The sequence below is a fragment of the Tenacibaculum aestuariivivum genome, from assembly GCF_964507685.1.
In the GTDB taxonomy this organism is placed as follows: Bacteria; Bacteroidota; Bacteroidia; order Flavobacteriales; family Flavobacteriaceae; genus Polaribacter; species Polaribacter aestuariivivum.
Window position 1 is genome coordinate 1,939,487 of the sequence record NZ_OZ208414.1, and the last position, 22,239, is coordinate 1,961,725.

A 22,239-nucleotide genomic window follows, 5' to 3' on the forward strand; every position below is an offset into this window, starting at 1 on the left:
TAAATTAAAAAAATGAGCCTTTATTTACTTTAAAGGCTCATTTTTAGTTTTTTTATGCCCTAAATTCATCTTCTTCGTTAGTTTCAATACCTAAAGCTTCGTGTACGTATTTAAAGGTAGAAAGTAATTCGGGTTTACCATTAACAATAGCAACATCATGTTCAAAATGAGCAGAAGGTTTACCATCTAAGGTAGTAATTGTCCAGCCATCATTATGTTGTAGTATTTTATGAGTTCCCATGTTGGTCATTGGTTCAATAGCAACAACCATACCTTCAATAAATTTTTTACCACGACCTCTTTGACCGTAATTAGGCATTTCAGGGTCTTCGTGCATTACACGTCCTAATCCATGTCCAACTAATTCACGAACTACTCCGTAACCATGATTTTCAGTAAAATTTTGAATAGCAAAACCAACATCGCCAACACGGTTTCCTACTTTTAATTCACGAATACCAATATATAAACTTTCTCTAGTAACGTCTAATAGCTTTTGAGTTTCATGAGCAATTTCACCAACAGCAAATGTGTAGGCGTGGTCTCCATAAAAACCATTTTTAAGGGCTCCACAATCAATCGAAATAATTTCACCTTCTTTTAAAGGGGTTTTGTTAGGAATTCCGTGAACTACTTGTGAGTTAGGACTCATGCAAAGTGTATTCGGAAAATCATATAATCCTAAAAAACCAGGAATGGCTCCTTGCTCACGAATAAAATCTTCAGCAAGTTTATCTAGATATAAAGTAGAAACACCAGGTTTTACTTCTTTAGCTAGCATTCCTAAAGTTTTTGATACTACTAGCGCACTTTCACGCATTATTTCTATTTCTTCTCTAGTTTTCGGTTTAATCATGTTAAAAATATTGAACGGCAAATTTACGGTTATTTTTTATAAGGTTGTGTTTATGGATTATTGGAAAGTATTTTTAATATATCTTTTTCTATAGTGCTATTAAGAGTAGGATGCTCTATAAAACGACCGATTTCTTTACCTTCTTTGTAAAAAATAAAAGTAGGTATTTGAGTAATATTAAGGTTTTTTTCTAATCCATTTCCTTTTTTTTTGTGATTTACAGCTACTATTTCAGAATTTATATAGTTAAAATTAGCTTCGTCTAAAATTTTATAAAAACTAGGAAGTATTTGTTGACTATCCTCACACCAAGTTGCTACAAAGCCCCTTATTGTAACATCTTTTATGAAAAATTTTAGTTTATTAATGATTTTTTTATCTGTTTCATATTCGTTATAAGAATTATTAAACCAGTTTGAGGCATAAGGTTCTTGTTGAAAATTTTGCTTGGTTATAATTCCGACCAGGTCACCTTGTTTATTTTTGGTTGCGATTTTTCTTGATACTGAAGCACAAGAAATAATTAATAAAGTAACAAGTATGTATGTTATTTTTTTCATTAATATTGTTTTAAATTAACGAATGTTGCGTCATTTCTATAGGTTGCGCTACATTCATTAAATTTAAAATAGTAGGAGCAATATCACCTAAAACACCATTTTTTATAGCTTTTAAATCTTTGTCTATTAAAATAACAGGAACAGGGTTTGTTGTGTGGGCAGTATGAGGCGAACCGTCAGCATTCATCATTGTTTCACAATTACCATGATCTGCAATTAAAATAGTGGTATAATTATTTTCTAAAGCCGTTGTAATTACATCTTTCACACAATTATCAACCGTTTCACAAGCTTTTACAGCAGCCTCAAAAACACCTGTATGACCAACCATATCGCCATTAGCAAAGTTTAAACATACAAAATCAACAGTACCTTCTTTTAATTCAGGAATAATAGCATCACGAATTTCGTAAGCACTCATTTCTGGTTGTAAATCGTACGTTGCTACTTTTGGTGATGGACATAATAAACGTTTTTCACCTTTAAATTCTTGTTCTCTTCCTCCGGAAAAGAAAAATGTTACGTGCGGATATTTTTCAGTTTCAGCAATTCTAATTTGAGTTTTACCAGCGCTTTCTAAAACTTCACCTAAGGTGTTTTCAATATTATTACTGTTGTAAATTACTTTAATATCATTAAAAGTTTCATCATAATTTGTCATGGTAACAAAATATAATGGTAATTTTTTGGTATTAAGTTCAGGGAAATCTTTTTGATTTAGCATTTCGGTTAATTCACGACCTCTATCAGTTCTAAAATTAAAAAAGATAACTACATCATCTTCTTTAATAATTGTTTTAGGTTGATTTTTTTCATCAACCATAATAATAGGTTTTACGAATTCATCCGTAATATTTTCATCATAACTTTTTTGAATACTTTGGGTAGCATCAGTAGAAAATTCTCCTTTTCCGTTAACTAAAGCATCGTAAGCTAATTGTACTCTTTCCCAACGGCTATCTCTATCCATAGCAAAATAACGACCTGTAATTGTTGCCAATTCACCAGTAGTTTTTTGCATGTGTTCTTGAATATCGTTGATAAAATATTTTCCAGATTTAGGGTCACAATCACGACCATCAGTAAAAGCGTGTAAAAAAACATCGGATAAACCAAAATCAGCGGCAGCACTAAGCAATCCTTTTGCATGATTTATATGTGAATGAATTCCTCCATTAGAAACTAATCCTAAGAAGTGCACATTTTTATTGTTTTTCTTAGCGTAGTCAAAAGCATTTAATAATTCAGTTTCTTGCGCTAATGTACCTTCATCAACAGCTTTGTTGATTTTTGCAAGATTCTGATATACAATTCTACCAGCACCTAAATTCATGTGTCCAACTTCCGAATTTCCCATTTGTCCTTCAGGTAAACCAACATGATTTCCATCGGTACGTAATTCTGCGTGCGGAAATTTATCGTATAATGAATTTATAAACGGAGTTTTGGCATTGTATATAGCAGATACTTTAGGGTTTTGAGTAATTCCCCAGCCGTCAAGTATCATTAAAATAACTTTTTTGTTCATTTTTATTGAATTGGACGGTAAAAATAAGAAACATTTTATCGTTTTATAAAAAATAAACAAATGGATTATTTACTATAAAAATTTTTTGAAGCTATTTCCCGCTTTCCGCACTCGCTTTTTTTTGAAGAAAAATCAAAAAAAGAGCTCAAACAAATGCTTCAATCGGGGCTAGGGTTTTGTGCTAAAAAAATGCTTTCAGAAATCATCTAAAAGCATTTTTAGTTATTTTTTAATAATTATTTACGATACTTACGAATAGCACTTTTAATTTTTTCGATTCTATTTTCAGGGTCGGGGTGTGTGCTTTGAAACTCAGGAGTTCTGTTAGGTCCTGCGGCAGCTTTTAAAATTTGCATTACGCCAATTAAACTTTCAGGATTATAACCAGCATCCAACATTAATTTAACGCCAATTTCGTCGCTTTCTAATTCGTCACCTCTACCATATTTCATGTTAATAACATTTGCAATTCCTGCCATTCCTTGTGCGGTACTTGGGTCAAAACCAACAGAAGCACCAGAAAGTAAACCTTGTGTTAAATCTTGTTTTGCCATACGAGCTGCAGAATGTCGTCCGATAACGTGTCCAATTTCATGACCTAAAACCCCTGCTAATTGATCTTTGTTTTTTAGTTTAGAAAACAAAGCGTAGGTTATAAAAACCTGTCCGCCAGGTAAAGCAAATGCATTTATAGTTCTGTCATCTCTTAATAAATGGAACTCAAAAGGATATCCAGATTCTCTAGCAATGCTATTAACAACTAATTCTTTACCAATTTTATCAACTAATAATTGAGCATCTTTATTAGGATGTAAACCACCATGTTGTTGTGCCATTTGTGGGGCACTACTTAAACCGATGGCAATTTCTTGTTTTGGAGAAATTGCAATATGTTGTTTTTTACCAGTATACGGGTTTATTTCTGCACTAGCACAATATTTTACCAAGGCAAAAATAGCAATAGCAGCTCCTATTAATAGTCTGATTTTTAAACTTCTGCGATTTCTCATTTTAATATAATTTACAATAGTAAAGATACGAATTATATTAATTTAATAAATATTGACTTTTTGTAAACTATAAATAAGTTAAATTAGACCCAGTTAATAATTAATTTTAGGGTATGGAATCTCATTTAGAGTTAAATGAAGTAACTAAAAAGTTACCAAAGCACTTACATAAATTTATTGTAAAACAACCATACAACGAATATACCGCCCAAAATCAAGCGGTTTGGCGTTATGTTATGCGAACGAATGTTAGTTATTTAGCTAATGTAGCACATGCGTCGTATTTAAAAGGTTTAAAACAAACAGGGGTTTCTGTTGATGATATTCCGCGTATGGAGGGTATGAATCGTATTTTAAAAGAAATAGGATGGGCTGCTGTTTCTGTTGATGGTTTTATTCCTCCAAATGCTTTTATGGAATTTCAAGCATATAATGTATTGGTAATAGCTTCGGATATTCGTACCATAAATCACATTGAATACACACCTGCACCAGATATTATTCATGAAGCGGCAGGACACGCTCCAATTATTGCAAATCCTGAATATGCCGAATATTTACGTCGTTTTGGTGAAATAGGTTCAAAAGCAATTTCATCATCAAAAGATTATGAAATGTATGAAGCAATTCGATTATTATCTATTTTAAAAGAAGATCCTAATGCGACTAAAAAATCAATAGATGACGCACAAGAAAAGGTAACTTGGTTACAGGATAATATGGGCGAATTATCTGAAATGGCACAAATAAGAAACTTACATTGGTGGACGGTTGAATATGGATTAATCGGAACTACTGAAAATCCGAAGATATACGGTGCAGGCTTATTATCATCTATAGGAGAAAGTAAATGGTGTATGCAATTGGAAGTTACAAAAGTACCGTATTCAGTTGCCGCGGCTACTCAGAATTTTGATATTACAAAACCACAACCACAGTTATTTGTTACGCCAAATTTTGCGTATTTAAGTTTAGTTTTAGATGAGTTTGCTAATACAATGGCACTTAGAACAGGAGGTTTAAAAGGTGTTGAAAAGTTAATCAATTCTAAAAATTTAGGAACTGTTGAGTTAAGTACAGGAATTCAAATATCAGGAATTTTTACGAATGTAATTGAAGATCAAAAAGGGAAAATCGCCTACATACAAACAACAGGAAATACTGCCTTATCAAACAGAGATAAAGAATTAATTGGTCACGGAATTAGTTATCATGCTGAAGGTTTTGGAAGTCCTGTAGGAAAGTTAAAAGGAATTAATTTACCTATTGAAGATATGAGTCCGCGTGATTTAAAAGCCTACGGAATTTATGAAGGCGAAATAATAAATCTAGAATTTGAAAGTGGTGTAATTGTTGCTGGTAAAATTATTACAGGAACACGCGATTTAAGAGGTAAAATTTTAATTGTGTCTTTAAAAGATTGTACCGTTACTTATAAGGAGCAAATTTTATTTGAACCATCTTGGGGAATTTACGATATGGTAATAGGAAAAGAGTTAGTTTCAGCATATTCAGGACCTGCGGATGTTGATTCTTTTGATGATATAGGGAAAGTATCTGAAACTAAAACACATAAAATTCAATATTCAGAAGCTGATAATAAATTATATCAAATGTATGCTGATGTAAGAAAGTGTAGAGAAAAAGATACTGTTAACGAAAAGATGATTGAAACAATTTTAAAGATACTTAAAAATGAATATCCAAAGGATTGGTTATTAGTTTTAGAGTTGTACGAATTAGCTTTTAATAATGATTATTCCATGAAAATAACCTTAAAAAAATATTTAGAAAGCTTAAAAAGTAACAATGGTTACAAAGCATTAATAGAAAACGGATTATATTTGTTGTCAGATAAATAGTACAATAAATGGGATTATTTAATTTATTTAGAAAGAAAAACATGGGTAAAGAAATACAAGAATATTTAGGTAACGAAGCAGTTATTTTAGATGTAAGAACTATAGCAGAGTGGAATGAAGGGCATTCTGAAGGTGCAAAACACATTGTTTTAAATTTTATTCCTGAGCAAGTTGAGCAAATTAAAGCATGGGGAAAACCTGTAATTGCTGTTTGTAGAAGTGGGGCTAGAAGTGGTCAGGCAACTGATTTTTTAGTAGCACAAGGAATTGATGTTATTAATGGAGGTCCTTGGCAAAATGTAGATCAGTATTTAACAAAATAAGTACTGTTTTTAAAATTTAATAAAAGGAAATGCTTTTTGAAGTGTTTCCTTTTTTTGTTCGATATTTTTTAAAAACTTCTGATGTGCTTCTGATGTCGGATTAAAAGAACGATGTGTTAATCCTTTTTGTATCGTTGCTACTTTTTGCATGGTTTCTTTACTTTGTTCAGAAATCCAAACTTCTATAAATTTTTCCCAAATATAATTAATTGCTGTATTATTTGGATGAATCATATCTTCAGTATAAAAACGATAATCACGTAATTCATCCATCATAATTTCATAGGAAGGAAAGTAATAAACGTTCTTTTTAGTATCAATAATTGAATGAATTGCACTTAATAAATGCGCTTTACTTTGTTGATTTTCAATAAAACCATCTTTTATATGACGAACAGGTGAAACTGTGAAAATAATTGAAATATTTGGGTTAACAGATTTTGTTAAAGCAATAATAGCTTCTAAACTTTCAGTAACTTCATCAATAGTTAAAATTTCTTTTAAAAAATTTTTCTGCGGAATTTTATGGCAATTTGCTACAATAGCACCCGAAGAAATTTCACGATATACCCATGAGGTTCCTAAAGTAATTATAAGGTGACTACTGTTTTTTAAATGCTCAAATGTTGCTGTATTTGCCGTGTTTAAATTTTCTAAAACTTCATATTTGTTTGAAGTACTTAAACTAGAATGTGTATCAAAACAATGCCAAGATTCATTGTGATAAAAAATATCTTTTTCCGTATATTTTTTTTTGTTAATAGTATCTGTAATTAATTTTTCAATAGCCTTTGGGTGAAATAAAATTCCAAAAGGATTTTGTGTAGATTGAAATTTAGAGTATGATAATTTATTTCCAATATTTTTAGAAAAACACGATCCTAACAATAATAGTTTAGAGTTATGATTTATTAAATTGTTTGTTTGTTTTTTGAAAGGAATTTGTGTTTGAAGTTTCATTTTATAAAATAAAGCGTACCAAAAGTAAATATAAAATGATCAAATAAAGAAGTTTTAATTTAAATTCAATGAAAAATGTATATTTGTCTAATTTAAAACGCAATAAATTGAACAATATTAAAAAAACTTTTACCATAAAAGATCTTGAGAATATTTCAGGTATTAAAGCACATACCATTCGTATTTGGGAAAAACGATATAATTTATTATCGCCCGAAAGAACAGATACTAATATTCGGTATTATTCATCAGAGAATCTTTTGAAATTATTAAATGTTGTTTTGTTGAATAAAAATAATTTTAAAATTTCTAAGATAGCTGCAATGTCTAATGAGTCTATTGTTATAGCAGCCAGGGAATTAGCTTTGAAAACTGCGTTGAATGATGAGGCTATTAATTCTTTAAAACTATCTATGTTTCAGTTTGATAAAGTTTTATTTAATAACACTTATAATCAATTATTAAATAAAAAAACGTTTAGAGAAATTTTTAAAGACGTTTTTGTACCCTTTTTAAATCATATAGGTTTATTGTGGCAAACAGATACTTTACTGCCTGCTCATGAGCATTTTATATCAAACTTAATAGCTCAGAAAATTCAAATTAGTACTGAGGTGTTAGAGTATAGTGTTGGAAGTTCAAATATTATGTATGTGTTGTTTTTGCCAGAAAATGAAATACATGAGTTAGGATTAATGTATTTGAATTATGAATTGGTTTTAAGAGGTAATAAAACAATTTATTTAGGGCAAAGTTTACCTTTAAATAATTTAAACTACTTTTTTGAGAGCGATAGCGAAGTTCGTTTTATAACTTCATTAACCGTTCAGCCTTATGATGATAAAATTGCAGATTATTTTCATGAAATTGAAAACGCATTAAAAAACACAAAACATCAATTGATTGCTGTAGGAAGTAAAACAGGAAAAGTAAAAGATATTAACTTTAAGTCAAATATTTTATTGTACCCGTCAGTTATAGATTTTTTAAAAACACTTTAATTTTTTTTAGTTTTTATGTAGTTGTTATTTTGTTTAATAAAATATTGCATAAGTTAAACAGAATATGTAAATTTGATTACTTGTTAAAGTGTATACGCTTTATTGAAAACTATTAGTATTATATTGGTAATTCGAAAAATAAAATAAAATTGAAAAAGACAATACATATAATTGGTTCCGGCTTTTCATCTTTGGCAGCTTCTTGTTACTTAGCAAAGGAAGGCTATAATGTTGTGGTTTTAGAAAAAAATGCAACTGTAGGAGGTAGGGCTAGACAGTTGGTGAAAGATGGATTTACATTTGATATTGGTCCAACATGGTATTGGATGCCAGATGTTTTTGAAAAATTTTTTGCAGATTTTGGTAAAAAACCATCAGATTATTATGAGTTAGAAAAGTTAGATCCGGCATATCAAGTTTATTTTGACACGGCAGATTCTATCACAATTCCTGGTAGTGTTGAGGAAATTTATGAAATTTTTGAAGCAGAAGAAAAAGGAAGTTCTGTTCATTTAAAAGAATTTTTAAAATCAGCAGCATATAATTATGATGTTTCAATAAATGATTTAGTATATAATCCGGGAGTTTCGCCTTTAGAGTTGGTAACTCCTGTTACTATTGGAAAAATAACGCAGTTTTTTTCAAGTATTAGAAAAGAAGTTCGTAAAAAAATAAAAAGCAAAAAGTTAATTCAAATTTTAGAATTTCCGGTATTATTTTTAGGAGCAAAACCTAGTAATACTCCCGCTTTTTATAATTTTATGAATTATGCTGATTTTGTTTTAGGTACATGGCACCCTAAAGGAGGAATGTATAAAGTTATTGAAGCAATGGTAACTTTGGCTAAAGATTTAGGCGTAACTTTTAAAACTGAAGCCAATGTTGAAGAAATTAAACTTAATCAATCAGGAGAAGCTATTGGTTTAGTAGTAGATGGTAATTTTATTGCTTCGGATATTGTTTTAAGCGGTGCTGATTATCATCATACAGAAACATTATTACCTAAAGATTATAGACAATATTCTGAAAAATATTGGGATAAAAAAGTTTTTGCCCCATCATCATTATTATTTTATGTTGGTTTTGATAAAAAACTAAAAGATGTTTGTCATCATACATTATTTTTTGATACTGATTTCGATGTGCATGCGGCATCAATATATGACAATCCAAGTTGGCCAAAAGACCCGATGTTTTACGCAAGTTTCCCTTCATTAACAGAAGATTCTTTTGCACCAATTAATAACGAAGCAGCTACTTTTTTAATTCCGATAGCTCCAGGTATTGACGATACTCCTGAGCTTAGAGAAAAGTACTTTGATTTAATTATAAATAGATTAGAGAAATTAACGCAGCAATCTGTAAAAGAAAATGTTATCTTTAAAGAGAGTTTTTGTGTGAACGATTTTGTGAACGATTATAATTCGTATAAAGGAAATGCCTACGGATTAGCAAATATTTTAACACAAACTGCTTTTTTAAGACCAAAAATAAAAAGTAAAAAAGTAAAAAATTTATTCTTTACTGGGCAATTAACGGTTCCAGGACCGGGTGTACCACCGTCATTAATTTCGGGTAAAATAGCTTCAGATTTAATTTTAAAACACCATTAAAAATGAAACAATTATTTGATGAGGTTTCTTATGCTTGTAGTAAGTTAGTTACTGAAAAATATAGTACTTCTTTTTCTTTAGCTACCAGAATGTTATCGCCAAGCATACGTGCCGCTATTTATAATATTTATGGTTTTGTGCGTTTTGCTGATGAAATAGTAGATTCTTTTCATACATATAACAAAGAGAGTTTATTAATTAGGTTTGAAAATGAGTATTATCTTTCAAAAAAAGAAGGCGTTAGTTTAAATCCTATTTTGAATTCATTTATTCAGACTGTTGAAGAATATAAAATTACAGATGATTTGATACAGGCTTTTTTAAAGAGTATGAAAGCTGATTTACATCAAACAGAATACACTACAGAGGAAGAGTATAAACAGTACATATATGGTTCGGCAGATGTTGTTGGATTAATGTGTTTGCGAGTTTTTGTAAATGGTGATGCTAATCAATACAACGAATTAAAAGATGCAGCAATGCGTTTAGGTTCAGCATTTCAGAAAGTAAATTTTTTAAGAGATTTAAAAGATGATATTCAGGTGTTAAATCGTTCTTATTTTCCTAATGTAGATTTGAATGAGTTAGACCAAGCATCTAAAGAAATTATTATTAAAGATATTGAAGCTGATTTTGACTATGCCTACGAAAATGGTATTTTAAAATTACCTGTTGAAGCAAAATTTGGTGTTTACATGGCGTATCGATATTATAAAAAATTGCTTAATAAATTAAAAGCAACGCCATCATCAGAAATAATGGACACAAGAATTAGAATATCAGACCCAATGAAAATTAATTTATTGGCAAGAAGTTATGTGAAATATAAACTAAATCTTATTTAAAATGTTATTTATAATTACAACCCTGCTAACTTTTATAATAATGGAAGCCGTTACTTGGTTTACTCATAAATATATAATGCACGGTTTTGGATGGTATTTACACGAAGACCATCACCAGCCAGGATACCCGAATGTGTTTGAAAAAAATGATGCTTTTTTTGTGGTTTTTGCCATACCGAGTATGTTGTTGTTTTACTTCGGAATTAATCCAGCATTAAATTATTTATTTTTTATTGGATTAGGAATTTTGTGTTATGGAATTGCATATTTTTTAATTCACGATGTTTTAATTCATAGGCGTTTCAATTGGTTTAAAAACACCAACAATCAATATTTAAAAGGATTACGAAAAGCACATAAAATACATCACAAGCATTTAGGAAAACCAGATGGAGAGTGTTTTGGAATGTTATTTGTTCCGTTTAAATATTTTAATAAAAAACAATGATTTAATAAAAAATAATGAGCGAATATCTTTATCTTATATTGAATTTAGGAAGTTTGAGTGTGCCTTTATTGTATAGTATATTCGAAAAAAAGTTTCATTTTATACAATACTTTAAAATTATATTTATAAGTATTTTATTGATAGCTATTCCTTTTTTAATTTGGGATGCTTTTTTTACAAAAATTGGTGTTTGGGGTTTTAATCCTGATTATTATTTAGGAATAAAATTGCTTGAAATGCCTATTGAAGAATGGTTATTTTTCTTTTGCATTCCGTACGCTTGTTTGTTTACGCATGAGGTTTTAAAATATTTAGCACCTCAATTTAAGTTATCTAAATCGATAACTGTATTGTTAAGTTTTTTATTGATTTTAATAGCATTTATACTATTGGTTTTGAATTTTGGAAAATGGTATACAACTGTAAATTTCAGTACTTTTTTGCTATTAATGTTCTTCGGATTAAAAAATAATTTAAAAGCTTTACAAGAATATTATCCTAGTTTTTTAGTTGTTTTAGTTCCTTTTTTATTAGTAAACGGAATTTTAACAGGAAGTTTTATTGATGCTCCTGTGGTTTGGTATAATAATGCAGAAAATTTAAATTTTAGAATTTTCACAATTCCTTTTGAAGATGTTTTTTATGCCTTTACTTTATTATTTTCGATACAATTAATTTTTAATTATCTGAAAAAACAAAAAAATGAAACAAAATAAATATATACGATTTTTAATCTTTTTAGTTGTCAATTTTTTAGCATTGGCAATTGGTGTTGTATTAATGGAAGATGGTCCAAAAACAGATTGGTATCTATCTTTAAATAAAGCACCTTGGACACCTGCAGGGTGGGTTTTTGGAGCAGCTTGGTCAACAATTATGCTATTATTTGCTTTTTATATGACAAAGTTGAGTTTTAAATTTCCTTTTTTAGATAAAAAATTGACAATACTTTTTAGTGTTCAGTGGATTTTAAACGTAGGTTGGAATTACTTTTTTTTCAATCAACATTTAACTCTTATCGGATTAGTTGTTATTACTTTATTATGGTTGCTAATCGGATATTTTACCTTTAAAAATTTAAGAGAATTAAAAGGGATTACATTATTTATACTTCCATATTTAATATGGATGACTATTGCAACAAGTTTAAACGCCTACATCGTATTTTATAATTAAAATTATGGGAAATCAAGAAATTATTACAGAAGATAAAATTATAGAATTGTACATGGATACGGTTTTAATTTCAGGAAAACCAGCCTCTATTTACGCTTTTGCTCAAAAAAATGAATTTGAAGAGTCTGAATTTTACAAATATTTTTCAAGTTTTGAAAATTTAGAAAAATCAATATTTGGAGTTTTTGCAAAAGAAACAATTCATTTGTTACATAAAACAGAAGCTTATAAAGATTATACATCAAAAGATAAATTATTGAGTTTTTACTACACTTTTTTTGAATTACTAACAGCAAATAGGTCATATGTTTTGTTACAGTTTCAACATATAAAATCAGATTTTTCAAAACTATCAGTTTTAAAAGAATTACGTTCAGAATTTCTAAAATATGTTAGTAATATTGAATTAGAAAAAATTGATTTTAAGAATGATAAAATCAATAAAATTCAAGATAAAACAATAACCGAAGCTTATTGGGTGCAGTTATTAATGATTTTAAAATTTTGGATTGATGATGAATCTTCAAACTTCGAAAAAACTGATGTTTTTATTGAAAAAACAGTCAAAGCTGCTTTTGATATTCAGCAAATAACCCCCGTAAAAAGCGTTATTGATTTAGCGAAGTTTTTATGGAAAGAAAAAGGAACTTCAGTATGAAAAGATTAGATAAAATACCGACATCAAAAATAGAAAGAACAACTAAATTAGTAACAACAGGACTAAAATTAGGTGTAAACTATGCAAAGTATTACGGAAATAAAATCACAAAATCAGAAGCAGCAGCAAGAGCGCAGTTAAATGAAGATAATGCAACTGATATTTATGACGGTTTAAAAGAATTAAAAGGTTCGGCATTAAAAGTAGCGCAAATGCTGAGCATGGAAAAGAATTTACTGCCAAGTGCGTATGTTGAAAAGTTTTCTTTATCGCAATTTTCTGTTCCGCCACTTTCAGGACCTTTAGTAGTCAAAACTTTTAAAAAATACTTCAACAAAACACCTGAAGATGTTTTTGACACGTTTACAGCAGAATCTGTAAATGCGGCAAGTATCGGACAGGTTCATAAAGCTACGATAGGCGAAAAAATATTGGCTGTTAAAATTCAATATCCTGGTGTTGCAAATAGTATTTCTACGGATTTAGCATTGGTAAAACCGATTGCTATGAAAATGTTTAATATAAGGGGCGAAGGTTCTGATGAATATTTTAAAGAAGTTGAAAGTAAGCTATTAGAAGAAACAAATTACGTTTTAGAATTAGCACAGAGTAACGAAATAGCGAATGCTTGTGCACATATTCCAAATTTAAAATTCCCAAAATATTACGAAGAATTTTCTACGGATAGAATTTTAACAATGGATTGGATGGACGGAATTCATTTGTCGGAATTTACATCAAAAGGATATGATGAACAAACGGCAAATAAATTAGGACAAGCTTTATGGGATTTTTATATGTATCAAATGCATGTGTTAAAAAAAGTACATGCCGACCCTCATCCTGGTAACTTTTTGGTATCTAAAGAAAATGATTTAATTGTTATTGATTTTGGATGTATGAAGGAGGTACCTCAAAATTTTTATATACCGTATTTCGAATTAGCTAAACGAGAAAATATTGAAAATCCTGCTTTTTTTGAAAGTAAATTATACGAATTAGAAATTTTGAAAAAAGACGATTCCGAAGAAGAGAAAGCCTTTTTTAAAGAATTGTTTTACGAAATGTTGTATTTATTTACATCGCCTTTTCAGCAAGAAGATTTTGATTTTTCTGATGGTGTTTTCTTTGGTAAAATAGCCGATTTAGGACAGAAATATGCAAAAAGTACTGAGTTGAAAAAAATGAACGGTAACAGAGGTTCGAAACATTTTATTTATATCAACAGAACATTTTTTGGTTTGTATAATTTAATGCACGATTTAAAATCGACTCATATAAAAATTAATAATTATAAGAGTTTATAATATTTTATAGCGTGTAAGTTTAAAGTATAAATTAATAAGTATGTAAAACATCAAGAAAATGAAAATTTTAATCACAGGAACAACAGGATATATTGCAAAAAGATTGGTGTTAAAATTGTTAGATGCAGGTCATGAATTAATATGTTGTGTCCGTGATTTAAAACGAATTCCAGATGAAATAGAACATAAAGAGAATATCTCGTTTATAAAAGTTGATTTTTTACAAATCGAACAAATTGTTTTTCCTTCGGATATTAATGTTGCGTATTATTTAATTCATTCAATGGCTACGGATGCTACTAATTTTGAAGATTTAGAGCAAACTTGCGCTAAGAATTTTAAAAATATTGTCGAAAAAACAAACTGTAAACAAGTCATTTATTTAAGTGGTATTGTAAATGATAGTTCTTTGTCTAAGCATTTGGCTTCTCGTTTTCAGGTAGAGAAAAATTTAGCTTCAAAAAAATATGCACTTACCACTTTTAGAGCAGGAATTATTGTTGGAAGCGGTAGTGCATCCTTTGAAATTATTAGAGATATTGTTGAAAAGTTACCCGTAATGGTTACGCCAAAATGGTTGAATACAAAATCGCAACCAATTGCAATTAGAGATGTATTAACTTTTTTAGAACGTGCCGTTGGAAATGAAAAATTGTATAACAAATCCTTTGATATTTGTGGTACAGAAGTGCTTACTTATAAAGAAATGCTTTTGCAATTTTCAGAAGTAAGAGGCTTTAAACGTTACATTTTAACACTACCACTTTTAACGCCAAAATTATCATCATATTGGTTGTATTTTGTAACTTCTACATCTTTTAATTTAGCACAAGCTTTGGTGGATAGTATGAAAGTTGAGGTAATAGCAAAATCGAGTAATATTAATCAAATTTTAAATATATCGCCTATTTCTTATAAAGAATCGGTCGATTTAGCTTTTCAACGAATAGAACAAAATGCGGTAATATCAAGTTGGAAAGATGCTATTAGTAGTGGTGTTTTTCAAGCTCAATTATCGGATTATATTCAAATACCACAATACGGTTGTTTTATTGATGAGCGTACTGTAAAAGTTACTGATGATGCTTTTACCCTTGATAAAATTTGGTCAATTGGAGGAAAAAATGGTTGGTATAGTTTTAATTGGTTATGGAAAATAAGAGGTTATGCTGATAAAATTTTCGGAGGAGTTGGCTTGCGTAGAGGAAGAACACATAATACATCTTTAGAAGCTGGTGATCCGTTAGATTTTTGGCGTGTTTTATTGGCTGATAAAAAAGAAAAAAGACTTTTGTTATTTGCTGAAATGAAATTACCAGGAGAAGCTTGGTTAGAGTTCAAAATAGTAAATGATACTTTACATCAAAAAGCAGTTTTCAGACCCAAAGGGGTTTTAGGACGATTGTATTGGTATTCCGTTTTACCGTTTCATGCTTTTGTTTTTAAAGGAATGATAAATGCTTTGGTAAAAAAGTAGCTTTAAATAATAAATAGCGAATCATAAATATATAAAATATGAAAAAAATTGTAGTAGTAGGAGGTAGCTCGGGTATCGGAAAAGCTATTGTAAATAAATTAAAATATACACATAAAATCATCAATATAAGTAGAACAGTACCCGAAGAACACGAAAATGTAACGCATTATTCATGTGATGTTTTAAATGATGAACTACCAGTTTTAGAAAATATTAATGGATTGGTTTATTGCCCAGGAAGTATCAATTTAAAATCATTTACGCGACTTAAAGTTGCTGATTTTAAAACTGATTTTGAAATAAATGTTATAGGCGCAATCAATACTTTAAAAGCATACGAAACTAGTTTGGCAAAAAATAACGGAAGCGTGGTCTTATTTAGTACAGTTGCTTCTGCTTTAGGAATGCCTTTTCATGCAAGTATTGCTACGAGTAAATCGGCTGTTGAAGGCTTAACAAAATCGTTAGCGGCAGAGTATGTAACTAAAATTCGTTTTAATGCTATTGCTCCAACTGTAACAGATACGCCACTTGCAAAGCGTTTATTAAGAAACGAAAAGCAACAAGAGAGTATGCAAGACAGGCATCCGCTAAAAAAATATTTAACACCACAAGAAGTAGCAGGTTTGGCTAGTTATTTATTATCAAACGATGCAAGTTCAATAACAGGGCAAATTATTCCTATGGATGCAGGAATTGTAAGTGTAAAATTATAATTGTACTCGAATGAAATGGCTAATTTTATTCACTATTTTTTTATGTATGAATGATGAGGTAATAATTTTTGATAAAAATACAATTCCCCAAAACTGGATTATCACAAATGATGATGTTATGGGAGGAGTATCGACATCATCTATGAAATTGAATAACGATAAACAACTTGTTTTTTCAGGAGCTGTTTCTTTAGATAATAATGGTGGTTTTGCAATGACAAGATTACCTATCGCTATTAATTTTGATGATAAAAAAACAAATCTAGTTATAAAGTTAAAAGGCGATGGTAAAAATTATCAGTTTAGAATAAAAGCCAAAGAAGACCAGCGTTTTTGGTATGTTCAACCGTTTGAAACTACTAATAAATCAACAGAAATTGTTTTGCCTTTACATAAGTTTTATGCTTCGTCTAGAGGTAATTTAGTTGATGTACCAAATTATTCAGCAACTACCATTTCAGAAATAGCAATTCTGATAGGTAACAAAAAGAACGAAAAATTTAATGTATCAATAGAAAAAATAACGCTTCAGTAAATGAAAATAGTTAAAATAACTTTACTTATAACTTTATCAATAATACTACTTATGACATTATTTAGTTTTTTATCAAATTCAGAAATAGTAACTCCTAATCAACCTTTATACGATATAGAAATTAAAGGAATTGATGGAAAAAGATTAGATTTAAATCAATATAAAGGTAAAAAAATATTATTTGTGAATGTTGCCTCTAAATGTGGATTTACCAAGCAATATGATGGATTACAAGAATTATCATCAAAATATACTGATAAATTAGTAGTCATCGGTTTGCCGTGTAATCAATTTGGAGAACAAGAACCTGGTGAAGCATCAGAAATAAAATCATTTTGTAAATTAAATTTTGGAGTCGATTTTCCATTAACCGAAAAAATAGCCGTTAAAGGAGTTGACAAACATCCGTTATATCAATGGTTAACAGAAAAAGAAAAAAATGCAAAAATGGATTCGTCTGTAAAATGGAATTTTCAAAAATATTTAGTTGACGAAGAAGGAAGATTAATTGATGTTTTCTATTCAATTACAAAACCAATGAGTACTAAAATAACAAGCCTTTTATAAATGATGAATTTTAAAAAACACTCAGGAATTTATACGCTAGAAACAGCACAAGAATTAAAAATGCCGTTAGCAAAAGCGTGGGATTATTTTTCATCACCAGAAAATTTAGCGAATATTACCCCAAAATCAATGGGTTTTAATATTACCTCAAAAGTTGATAAAAAAGCCTATCCAGGACAAATAATCACATATAAAGTAGCACCAGTTCCGTTTGTAAAAACAAATTGGGTAACAGAAATAACGCAAGTAAAAGAACAAGCTTTTTTTATTGATGAGCAACGTTTCGGACCTTATTCAATGTGGCATCACGAACATTTTTTTGAAGCCTTGCCAAACGGAAATACGCTAATGAAAGATAAAATTTCCTATAAAATACCGTTCGGTTTTTTAGGACATATAGCACAAGCTCTTTTTATCAAAAAACAATTAACAAGTATTTTTGAATATCGATTTATAATTTTAGAAAAAATGTTTAATGGCAAATAAAGTCGCGATATTTTGGTTTCGTAGAGATTTGCGTTTAGAAGATAACGTAGCTTTATTTAATGCTTTAAATTCATCAAATAAAGTACTGCCAATATTTATTTTTGATGAAGAAATTTTAGATAAACTACCAGAAAACGATGCCCGAGTTTCATTTATTTATCAAACATTAGAGCAATTAGATACCGATTTAAAAGCAGTTGGTTCATCTTTATTGATAAAAAAAGGAAATCCTCTTGAAGTATTGAAAACAATAACATCAGAATTTGATATTTCAGCAGTTTATACAAATAAAGATTACGAACCGTATGCCTTACAAAGAGATGCAGAAATTTGTCAATTTTTGAAATCAAAAAGTATTGATTTTTTAAGTTATAAAGACCAAGTTATTTTTGAAGAAGCTGAGGTTACCAAAAATGACGGATTGCCATATACAGTTTATACGCCCTATAAAAATAAGTGGTTACAGAAATTTAATGCCGAAGAAGATTTAAAAGATTTTGAAATAAATTTTGATAATTTTCATCAATTTACATCAGAAATTCCTTCTTTAAAATCAATAGGATTTAATGAAAGTAGTATAAAAGTACAGCCTTATAATTTATCAAATCTAACGAATTACGATGAAGTTCGAGATTTTCCTTTTATCGATAAAACATCATATTTATCGCCCTATTTCCGTTTCGGATTGGTAAGTGTTCGTAAAATGGTGCAATTTGCTTTAAAAACCAATGCTACTTTTTTAAACGAACTGATTTGGCGAGAGTTTTTTATGCAAGTATTATTTCATTTTCCGAAAGTGGTTACGAATAATTTTAAGCAAAAATACGATGCCGTTCCGTGGAGAAATAACGAAGCCGAATTTAAAAAATGGTGTAAAGGCGAAACTGGGTATCCGATGGTTGATGCAGGCATGCGACAGTTAAATAAAACAGGGTATATGCACAATCGGGTACGCATGATTACGGCAGGTTTTTTATGCAAACATTTGTTAATTGATTGGCGTTGGGGTGAAGCGTATTTTGCCGAAAAACTATTAGATTATGATTTGTCGGCAAACAACGGAAATTGGCAATGGGCAGCAGGAACAGGTTGTGATGCTGCGCCATACTTTAGAGTTTTTAATCCTGAAGCACAATTAAAAAAGTTCGATAAAGACTTACAATACATTCGAAAATGGATTGAAAATTTTGATGAATTAACCTATCCACAGCCAATGGTTGAACATAAGTTTGCCCGAGAAAGAGCAATTTCGACTTATAAAGAAGCCTTAAATTAATTACAAAATAAAAAGGTTCAAAGAATTAAATCTTTGAACCTTTTTAATATTATTTTTATTTGAAGCAATTTCCCGCTTTCCGCACTCGCTCTTTTTTGAAGAAAAATCAAAAAAGGAGCTCAAACAAATGCTTCAATCGGGGCTAGAATTTTTTGCTATCTTTTTTAATATTGTCATTAAACAATATATTCTTTAGCACCTTCTATGGCTTTTTCAATTCCGTTAGGATTTTTACCACCAGCAGTAGCATAAAATTTTTGACCACCACCGCCACCGTTGATTAATTTTCCTAATTCTCTAACAACTTTTCCTGCATCATAACCACGTTCTTCAACTAATTCTTTCGAAATATAACAAGTTAACATTGCTTTATCTGCTTTTTCAGAAGAAGCAAAGAATAAGAATAAATTTTTAAAATCTTTTCCTAAAGCAAATGCTAAATTTTTAATTCCGTTGGCATCTAAAGCAACTTTAGTCGCTAAAAACTGAACACCGTTTATTTCTTGCAATTGATTTCTTAATTCACCAGATAAATTTTCAGCCTTTTCTTTAAGTAACTGCTCAATTTGCTTTTTTAAAGCAGTGTTTTCGTCTTGTAAATTAGTTACCGATTTTACAACATCTTTAGGATTTTTAAATAATTGTTTTATATCAGTAAAGTTGCGTTCAATATCTTCAAAATAATCACCAACAGCTACATTTGTAATTGCTTCAATTCTTCTAATTCCTGAAGCAACAGCGCCTTCTGATTTTATTTTAAAATACCAAATATCACCAGTTTGTGGTACGTGAGTTCCTCCACATAATTCCATTGATTGACCAAATTTAATGGCTCTTACGGCATCTCCATATTTTTCGCCAAATAAAGCAATAGCCCCTTCATTAATAGCTTGTTGCATCGGAATATTTCTTCTTTCAATTAAAGAAAGATTTTCACGAATACGAGCATTTACAAAATCTTCAATTTCTTGTAATTCATCCGAAGTTACTTTAGAGAAATGAGAAAAATCGAAACGTAAATGTTTTGGGCTAACTAACGAACCTTTTTGCTCAACATGAGTTCCTAAAATTGTACGTAATGCTTGATGTAATAAATGCGTAGCAGTATGATTACTTGCAGATAAATTTCTACTATTTTTATTTACTACAGCTTTAAACCTTTCTGTTAAATTAGAAGGTAAAGTTTTAGTATAGTGAATAATTAAGTTGTTTTCTTTTTTTGTATTTACAACATAAATTAAATCTCCGTTAGACGTTTCAATATGCCCAACATCACCAACTTGTCCACCACCTTCAGGATAAAAAGGAGTCATGTTAAAAACTAATTGATATTGTTCACCATCTTTTTTAGTGGTTACTTTTCTGTATCGCGTTAATTTAACATCAGCAGTTAAAGTATCGTACCCAATAAATTCCTCTTCATCATCTTCAATTAAAACATTCCAATCGTCAGTTTCAATAGCTGTTGCAGCTCTTCCTCGGTTTTGTTGTTGTTTTAAAGCTTCTTGATATTCTTCTTTATTATAATTTAATCCTTTTTCGGATAAAACTAAGGCTGTTAAATCTTCAGGAAAACCATACGTGTCTTTTAATTCAAATACTTTTTTACCAGAAATTACTTTGTTTCCAGCATTAGCTGTCATAGTATCTAGTAATAATAAACCTTGCTCTAATGTTTTTAAGAACGATTGTTCTTCTTCTTTAATAACATTTTTAGCTAATTGTTCTTGTGCTTTTATTTCAGGAAAAGCATCGCCCATTTGGTCGCTTAAAGTGGCAACTAATTTATATATAAAAGGTTCTTTTTGATTTAAGAATGTAAATCCGTAACGAATAGCTCTTCTTAATATTCTTCGGATAACATAACCAGCACCAGTATTACTTGGTAATTGTCCATCGGCAATAGAAAATGCTACGGCACGAACGTGGTCGGCAATTACACGAATTGCGATGTCTGTTTCTTCATTTAAATTTTCAGTATTTTCATACTTTACGTTTGTAATAGTTTCTATTTCTCTAATAATCGGAGTAAAAACATCGGTATCATAATTAGATTGTACGCCTTGTAACGCCATACATAAACGTTCAAATCCCATACCAGTATCGATATGTTTTTTAGGTAAATTATCTAAACTTCCATCAGCTTTACGGTTGAATTGCATAAAAACTAAGTTCCAAACTTCTACCACATGCGGATGGTCTAAATTTACCAAAGATGCTCCCGAAACTTTTGCTTTTTCTTCTGCAGAGCGAATATCAATATGAATTTCAGAACAAGGCCCACAAGGTCCTTGTGCGCCCATTTCCCAGAAATTATCTTTTTTATTTCCTAATAAAATACGGTCTTCAGCAATATATTGTTTCCAAATATCATATGCTTCTGTATCTTTTTCTAAGCCTTCTTTTTCATCACCTTCAAAAATAGTAACATATAAAATGTCTTTATCTATTTTATAAACTTCGGTAAGTAATTCCCAAGCCCAAGCAATTGCTTCTTTTTTAAAGTAATCGCCAAAACTCCAATTTCCAAGCATTTCAAATAATGTGTGGTGATAGGTGTCTTTTCCAACTTCTTCTAAATCGTTATGTTTTCCAGAAACACGTAAACATTTTTGAGAATCAGCAACTCTAGCATCAACTATTTTTTTCTGTCCTAAAAAATATTCTTTAAAAGGAACCATACCTGCATTTACAAACATTAAAGTAGGATCATTCTTTAACACCATTGGTGAAGACGGAACAATAGCATGATTTTTAGATTTATAGAATTCTAAAAATTTTGATCTTATTTCTTGAGATTTCATATGTTTTGAGCTCGAAAATTTTGTTAAATAATCATTAAAAAACAGCTAATTAGAAGTAGTTTTAAAATAGTTATTATATTAGTTGCTAAGTATTTTATTACTTAATTGAAAAAGACAAAAATAAGATATTTAGTAGTATCAAAGCAAAATGTTTTTTAATCAGCTTGAATAAAAATAAGATAAAATGAATTTTATTTAAATGTATTTAAAAGAACGTATTAAATGAATTTT

22 protein-coding genes are annotated in these 22,239 nt (G+C 29.7%); 16 read left to right on the forward strand and 6 right to left on the reverse strand.

What is annotated here, in order from left to right:
* Window positions 1–52: 52 nt before the first annotated feature.
* From map to ACN5J4_RS08655, 4 genes are all read right to left on the reverse strand, one after another.
* Window positions 53–856: a type I methionyl aminopeptidase gene (gene map / locus ACN5J4_RS08640; protein ID WP_418649605.1), complete on the reverse strand. Its 804-nt coding sequence runs from the start codon at window positions 854–856 to the stop codon at window positions 53–55.
* Window positions 857–906: 50 nt separating this feature from the next.
* On the reverse strand, window positions 907–1,416 hold the full coding sequence (locus ACN5J4_RS08645) for a thioredoxin family protein (RefSeq protein ID WP_418649606.1): 510 nt from the start codon (window positions 1,414–1,416) through the stop codon (window positions 907–909).
* A 10-nt stretch (window positions 1,417–1,426) separates the two neighbouring features.
* Window positions 1,427–2,944, reverse strand: a complete 1,518-nt coding sequence (gpmI, locus tag ACN5J4_RS08650) for a 2,3-bisphosphoglycerate-independent phosphoglycerate mutase (protein ID WP_418649607.1) — start codon at window positions 2,942–2,944, stop codon at window positions 1,427–1,429.
* A 236-nt stretch (window positions 2,945–3,180) separates the two neighbouring features.
* On the reverse strand, window positions 3,181–3,954 hold the full coding sequence (locus ACN5J4_RS08655) for a M48 family metalloprotease (protein WP_418649608.1): 774 nt from the start codon (window positions 3,952–3,954) through the stop codon (window positions 3,181–3,183).
* Window positions 3,955–4,067: 113 nt separating this feature from the next.
* On the opposite strand from ACN5J4_RS08655, the gene ACN5J4_RS08660 reads away from it, so the two are divergent.
* Together ACN5J4_RS08660 and ACN5J4_RS08665 are read left to right on the forward strand one after the other, a co-directional pair.
* Window positions 4,068–5,816: an aromatic amino acid hydroxylase gene (locus tag ACN5J4_RS08660; protein ID WP_418649609.1), complete on the forward strand. Its 1,749-nt coding sequence runs from the start codon at window positions 4,068–4,070 to the stop codon at window positions 5,814–5,816.
* Between the two features lie 8 nt (window positions 5,817–5,824).
* Window positions 5,825–6,139, forward strand: coding sequence for a rhodanese-like domain-containing protein (locus tag ACN5J4_RS08665; protein WP_418649610.1), 315 nt, complete (start codon window positions 5,825–5,827; stop codon window positions 6,137–6,139).
* Window positions 6,140–6,148: 9 nt separating this feature from the next.
* Here ACN5J4_RS08665 and ACN5J4_RS08670 read toward each other — a convergent pair whose 3' ends face one another.
* On the reverse strand, window positions 6,149–7,099 hold the full coding sequence (locus ACN5J4_RS08670) for a GSCFA domain-containing protein (protein WP_418649611.1): 951 nt from the start codon (window positions 7,097–7,099) through the stop codon (window positions 6,149–6,151).
* Between the two features lie 107 nt (window positions 7,100–7,206).
* Here ACN5J4_RS08670 and ACN5J4_RS08675 point away from each other — a divergent pair, with 107 nt between their 5' ends.
* From ACN5J4_RS08675 to ACN5J4_RS08740, 14 genes are all read left to right on the forward strand, one after another.
* The gene (locus tag ACN5J4_RS08675) at window positions 7,207–8,100 is read left to right on the forward strand and encodes a MerR family transcriptional regulator (protein WP_418649612.1); all 894 of its coding nucleotides are present in this window, start codon (window positions 7,207–7,209) and stop codon (window positions 8,098–8,100) included.
* Window positions 8,101–8,249: 149 nt separating this feature from the next.
* Window positions 8,250–9,713, forward strand: coding sequence for a phytoene desaturase family protein (locus ACN5J4_RS08680; RefSeq protein ID WP_418649613.1), 1,464 nt, complete (start codon window positions 8,250–8,252; stop codon window positions 9,711–9,713).
* Window positions 9,714–9,715: 2 nt separating this feature from the next.
* Window positions 9,716–10,558 (forward strand): phytoene/squalene synthase family protein, encoded by an 843-nt coding sequence (locus ACN5J4_RS08685; RefSeq protein ID WP_418649614.1) that lies wholly within the window; start codon window positions 9,716–9,718, stop codon window positions 10,556–10,558.
* 1 nt (window position 10,559) lies between these two features.
* Entirely contained in the window at window positions 10,560–11,006 is a 447-nt protein-coding gene (locus ACN5J4_RS08690; RefSeq protein WP_418649615.1) for a sterol desaturase family protein, read from the forward strand.
* A gap of 14 nt (window positions 11,007–11,020) precedes the next feature.
* Window positions 11,021–11,722, forward strand: a complete 702-nt coding sequence (locus ACN5J4_RS08695) for a lycopene cyclase domain-containing protein (protein WP_418649616.1) — start codon at window positions 11,021–11,023, stop codon at window positions 11,720–11,722.
* On the forward strand, window positions 11,709–12,182 hold the full coding sequence (locus ACN5J4_RS08700) for a TspO/MBR family protein (RefSeq protein WP_418649617.1): 474 nt from the start codon (window positions 11,709–11,711) through the stop codon (window positions 12,180–12,182). The genes ACN5J4_RS08695 and ACN5J4_RS08700 overlap by 14 nt, the downstream gene beginning before the upstream one ends.
* Window positions 12,183–12,186: 4 nt before the next feature.
* A complete protein-coding gene (locus tag ACN5J4_RS08705; protein WP_418649618.1) occupies window positions 12,187–12,840 on the forward strand; it encodes a TetR family transcriptional regulator C-terminal domain-containing protein in 654 nt (217 codons plus the stop codon).
* Complete coding sequence (locus tag ACN5J4_RS08710; RefSeq protein ID WP_418649619.1) at window positions 12,837–14,147, forward strand: ABC1 kinase family protein; 1,311 nt, start codon at window positions 12,837–12,839, stop codon at window positions 14,145–14,147. The genes ACN5J4_RS08705 and ACN5J4_RS08710 overlap by 4 nt, the downstream gene beginning before the upstream one ends.
* Before the next feature lie 58 nt (window positions 14,148–14,205).
* Window positions 14,206–15,624, forward strand: coding sequence for an SDR family oxidoreductase (locus ACN5J4_RS08715; RefSeq protein ID WP_418649620.1), 1,419 nt, complete (start codon window positions 14,206–14,208; stop codon window positions 15,622–15,624).
* A gap of 38 nt (window positions 15,625–15,662) precedes the next feature.
* Window positions 15,663–16,340, forward strand: coding sequence for an SDR family NAD(P)-dependent oxidoreductase (locus ACN5J4_RS08720; protein ID WP_418649621.1), 678 nt, complete (start codon window positions 15,663–15,665; stop codon window positions 16,338–16,340).
* A gap of 10 nt (window positions 16,341–16,350) precedes the next feature.
* A complete protein-coding gene (locus ACN5J4_RS08725; RefSeq protein ID WP_418649622.1) occupies window positions 16,351–16,875 on the forward strand; it encodes a CIA30 family protein in 525 nt (174 codons plus the stop codon).
* Window positions 16,876–16,926: 51 nt separating this feature from the next.
* On the forward strand, window positions 16,927–17,442 hold the full coding sequence (locus ACN5J4_RS08730) for a glutathione peroxidase (protein WP_418649623.1): 516 nt from the start codon (window positions 16,927–16,929) through the stop codon (window positions 17,440–17,442).
* Window positions 17,443–17,928, forward strand: coding sequence for an SRPBCC family protein (locus ACN5J4_RS08735; protein WP_418649624.1), 486 nt, complete (start codon window positions 17,443–17,445; stop codon window positions 17,926–17,928).
* On the forward strand, window positions 17,918–19,204 hold the full coding sequence (locus ACN5J4_RS08740) for a cryptochrome/photolyase family protein (RefSeq protein WP_418649625.1): 1,287 nt from the start codon (window positions 17,918–17,920) through the stop codon (window positions 19,202–19,204). The genes ACN5J4_RS08735 and ACN5J4_RS08740 overlap by 11 nt, the downstream gene beginning before the upstream one ends.
* Before the next feature lie 176 nt (window positions 19,205–19,380).
* Here the strand turns inward: ACN5J4_RS08740 and alaS are convergent, their stop codons facing one another.
* Window positions 19,381–22,008, reverse strand: coding sequence for an alanine--tRNA ligase (gene alaS / locus ACN5J4_RS08745; protein ID WP_418649626.1), 2,628 nt, complete (start codon window positions 22,006–22,008; stop codon window positions 19,381–19,383).
* Window positions 22,009–22,239 lie beyond the last annotated feature (231 nt).

Excerpts from the sequence above, each read along its gene's own strand:
- map (WP_418649605.1), bottom strand. The coding sequence starts at position 856 with ATGATTAAACCGAAAACTAGAGAAGAAATAGAAATAATGCGTGAAAGT.
- ACN5J4_RS08645 (WP_418649606.1), bottom strand. The coding sequence starts at position 1,416 with ATGAAAAAAATAACATACATACTTGTTACTTTATTAATTATTTCTTGT.
- gpmI (WP_418649607.1), bottom strand. The coding sequence starts at position 2,944 with ATGAACAAAAAAGTTATTTTAATGATACTTGACGGCTGGGGAATTACT.
- ACN5J4_RS08655 (WP_418649608.1), bottom strand. The coding sequence starts at position 3,954 with ATGAGAAATCGCAGAAGTTTAAAAATCAGACTATTAATAGGAGCTGCT.
- ACN5J4_RS08660 (WP_418649609.1), top strand. The coding sequence starts at position 4,068 with ATGGAATCTCATTTAGAGTTAAATGAAGTAACTAAAAAGTTACCAAAG.
- ACN5J4_RS08665 (WP_418649610.1), top strand. The coding sequence starts at position 5,825 with ATGGGATTATTTAATTTATTTAGAAAGAAAAACATGGGTAAAGAAATA.
- ACN5J4_RS08670 (WP_418649611.1), bottom strand. The coding sequence starts at position 7,099 with ATGAAACTTCAAACACAAATTCCTTTCAAAAAACAAACAAACAATTTA.
- ACN5J4_RS08685 (WP_418649614.1), top strand. The coding sequence starts at position 9,716 with ATGAAACAATTATTTGATGAGGTTTCTTATGCTTGTAGTAAGTTAGTT.
- ACN5J4_RS08690 (WP_418649615.1), top strand. The coding sequence starts at position 10,560 with ATGTTATTTATAATTACAACCCTGCTAACTTTTATAATAATGGAAGCC.
- ACN5J4_RS08695 (WP_418649616.1), top strand. The coding sequence starts at position 11,021 with ATGAGCGAATATCTTTATCTTATATTGAATTTAGGAAGTTTGAGTGTG.
- ACN5J4_RS08700 (WP_418649617.1), top strand. The coding sequence starts at position 11,709 with ATGAAACAAAATAAATATATACGATTTTTAATCTTTTTAGTTGTCAAT.
- ACN5J4_RS08705 (WP_418649618.1), top strand. The coding sequence starts at position 12,187 with ATGGGAAATCAAGAAATTATTACAGAAGATAAAATTATAGAATTGTAC.
- ACN5J4_RS08710 (WP_418649619.1), top strand. The coding sequence starts at position 12,837 with ATGAAAAGATTAGATAAAATACCGACATCAAAAATAGAAAGAACAACT.
- ACN5J4_RS08715 (WP_418649620.1), top strand. The coding sequence starts at position 14,206 with ATGAAAATTTTAATCACAGGAACAACAGGATATATTGCAAAAAGATTG.
- ACN5J4_RS08720 (WP_418649621.1), top strand. The coding sequence starts at position 15,663 with ATGAAAAAAATTGTAGTAGTAGGAGGTAGCTCGGGTATCGGAAAAGCT.
- ACN5J4_RS08725 (WP_418649622.1), top strand. The coding sequence starts at position 16,351 with ATGAAATGGCTAATTTTATTCACTATTTTTTTATGTATGAATGATGAG.
- ACN5J4_RS08730 (WP_418649623.1), top strand. The coding sequence starts at position 16,927 with ATGACATTATTTAGTTTTTTATCAAATTCAGAAATAGTAACTCCTAAT.
- ACN5J4_RS08735 (WP_418649624.1), top strand. The coding sequence starts at position 17,443 with ATGATGAATTTTAAAAAACACTCAGGAATTTATACGCTAGAAACAGCA.
- ACN5J4_RS08740 (WP_418649625.1), top strand. The coding sequence starts at position 17,918 with ATGGCAAATAAAGTCGCGATATTTTGGTTTCGTAGAGATTTGCGTTTA.
- alaS (WP_418649626.1), bottom strand. The coding sequence starts at position 22,008 with ATGAAATCTCAAGAAATAAGATCAAAATTTTTAGAATTCTATAAATCT.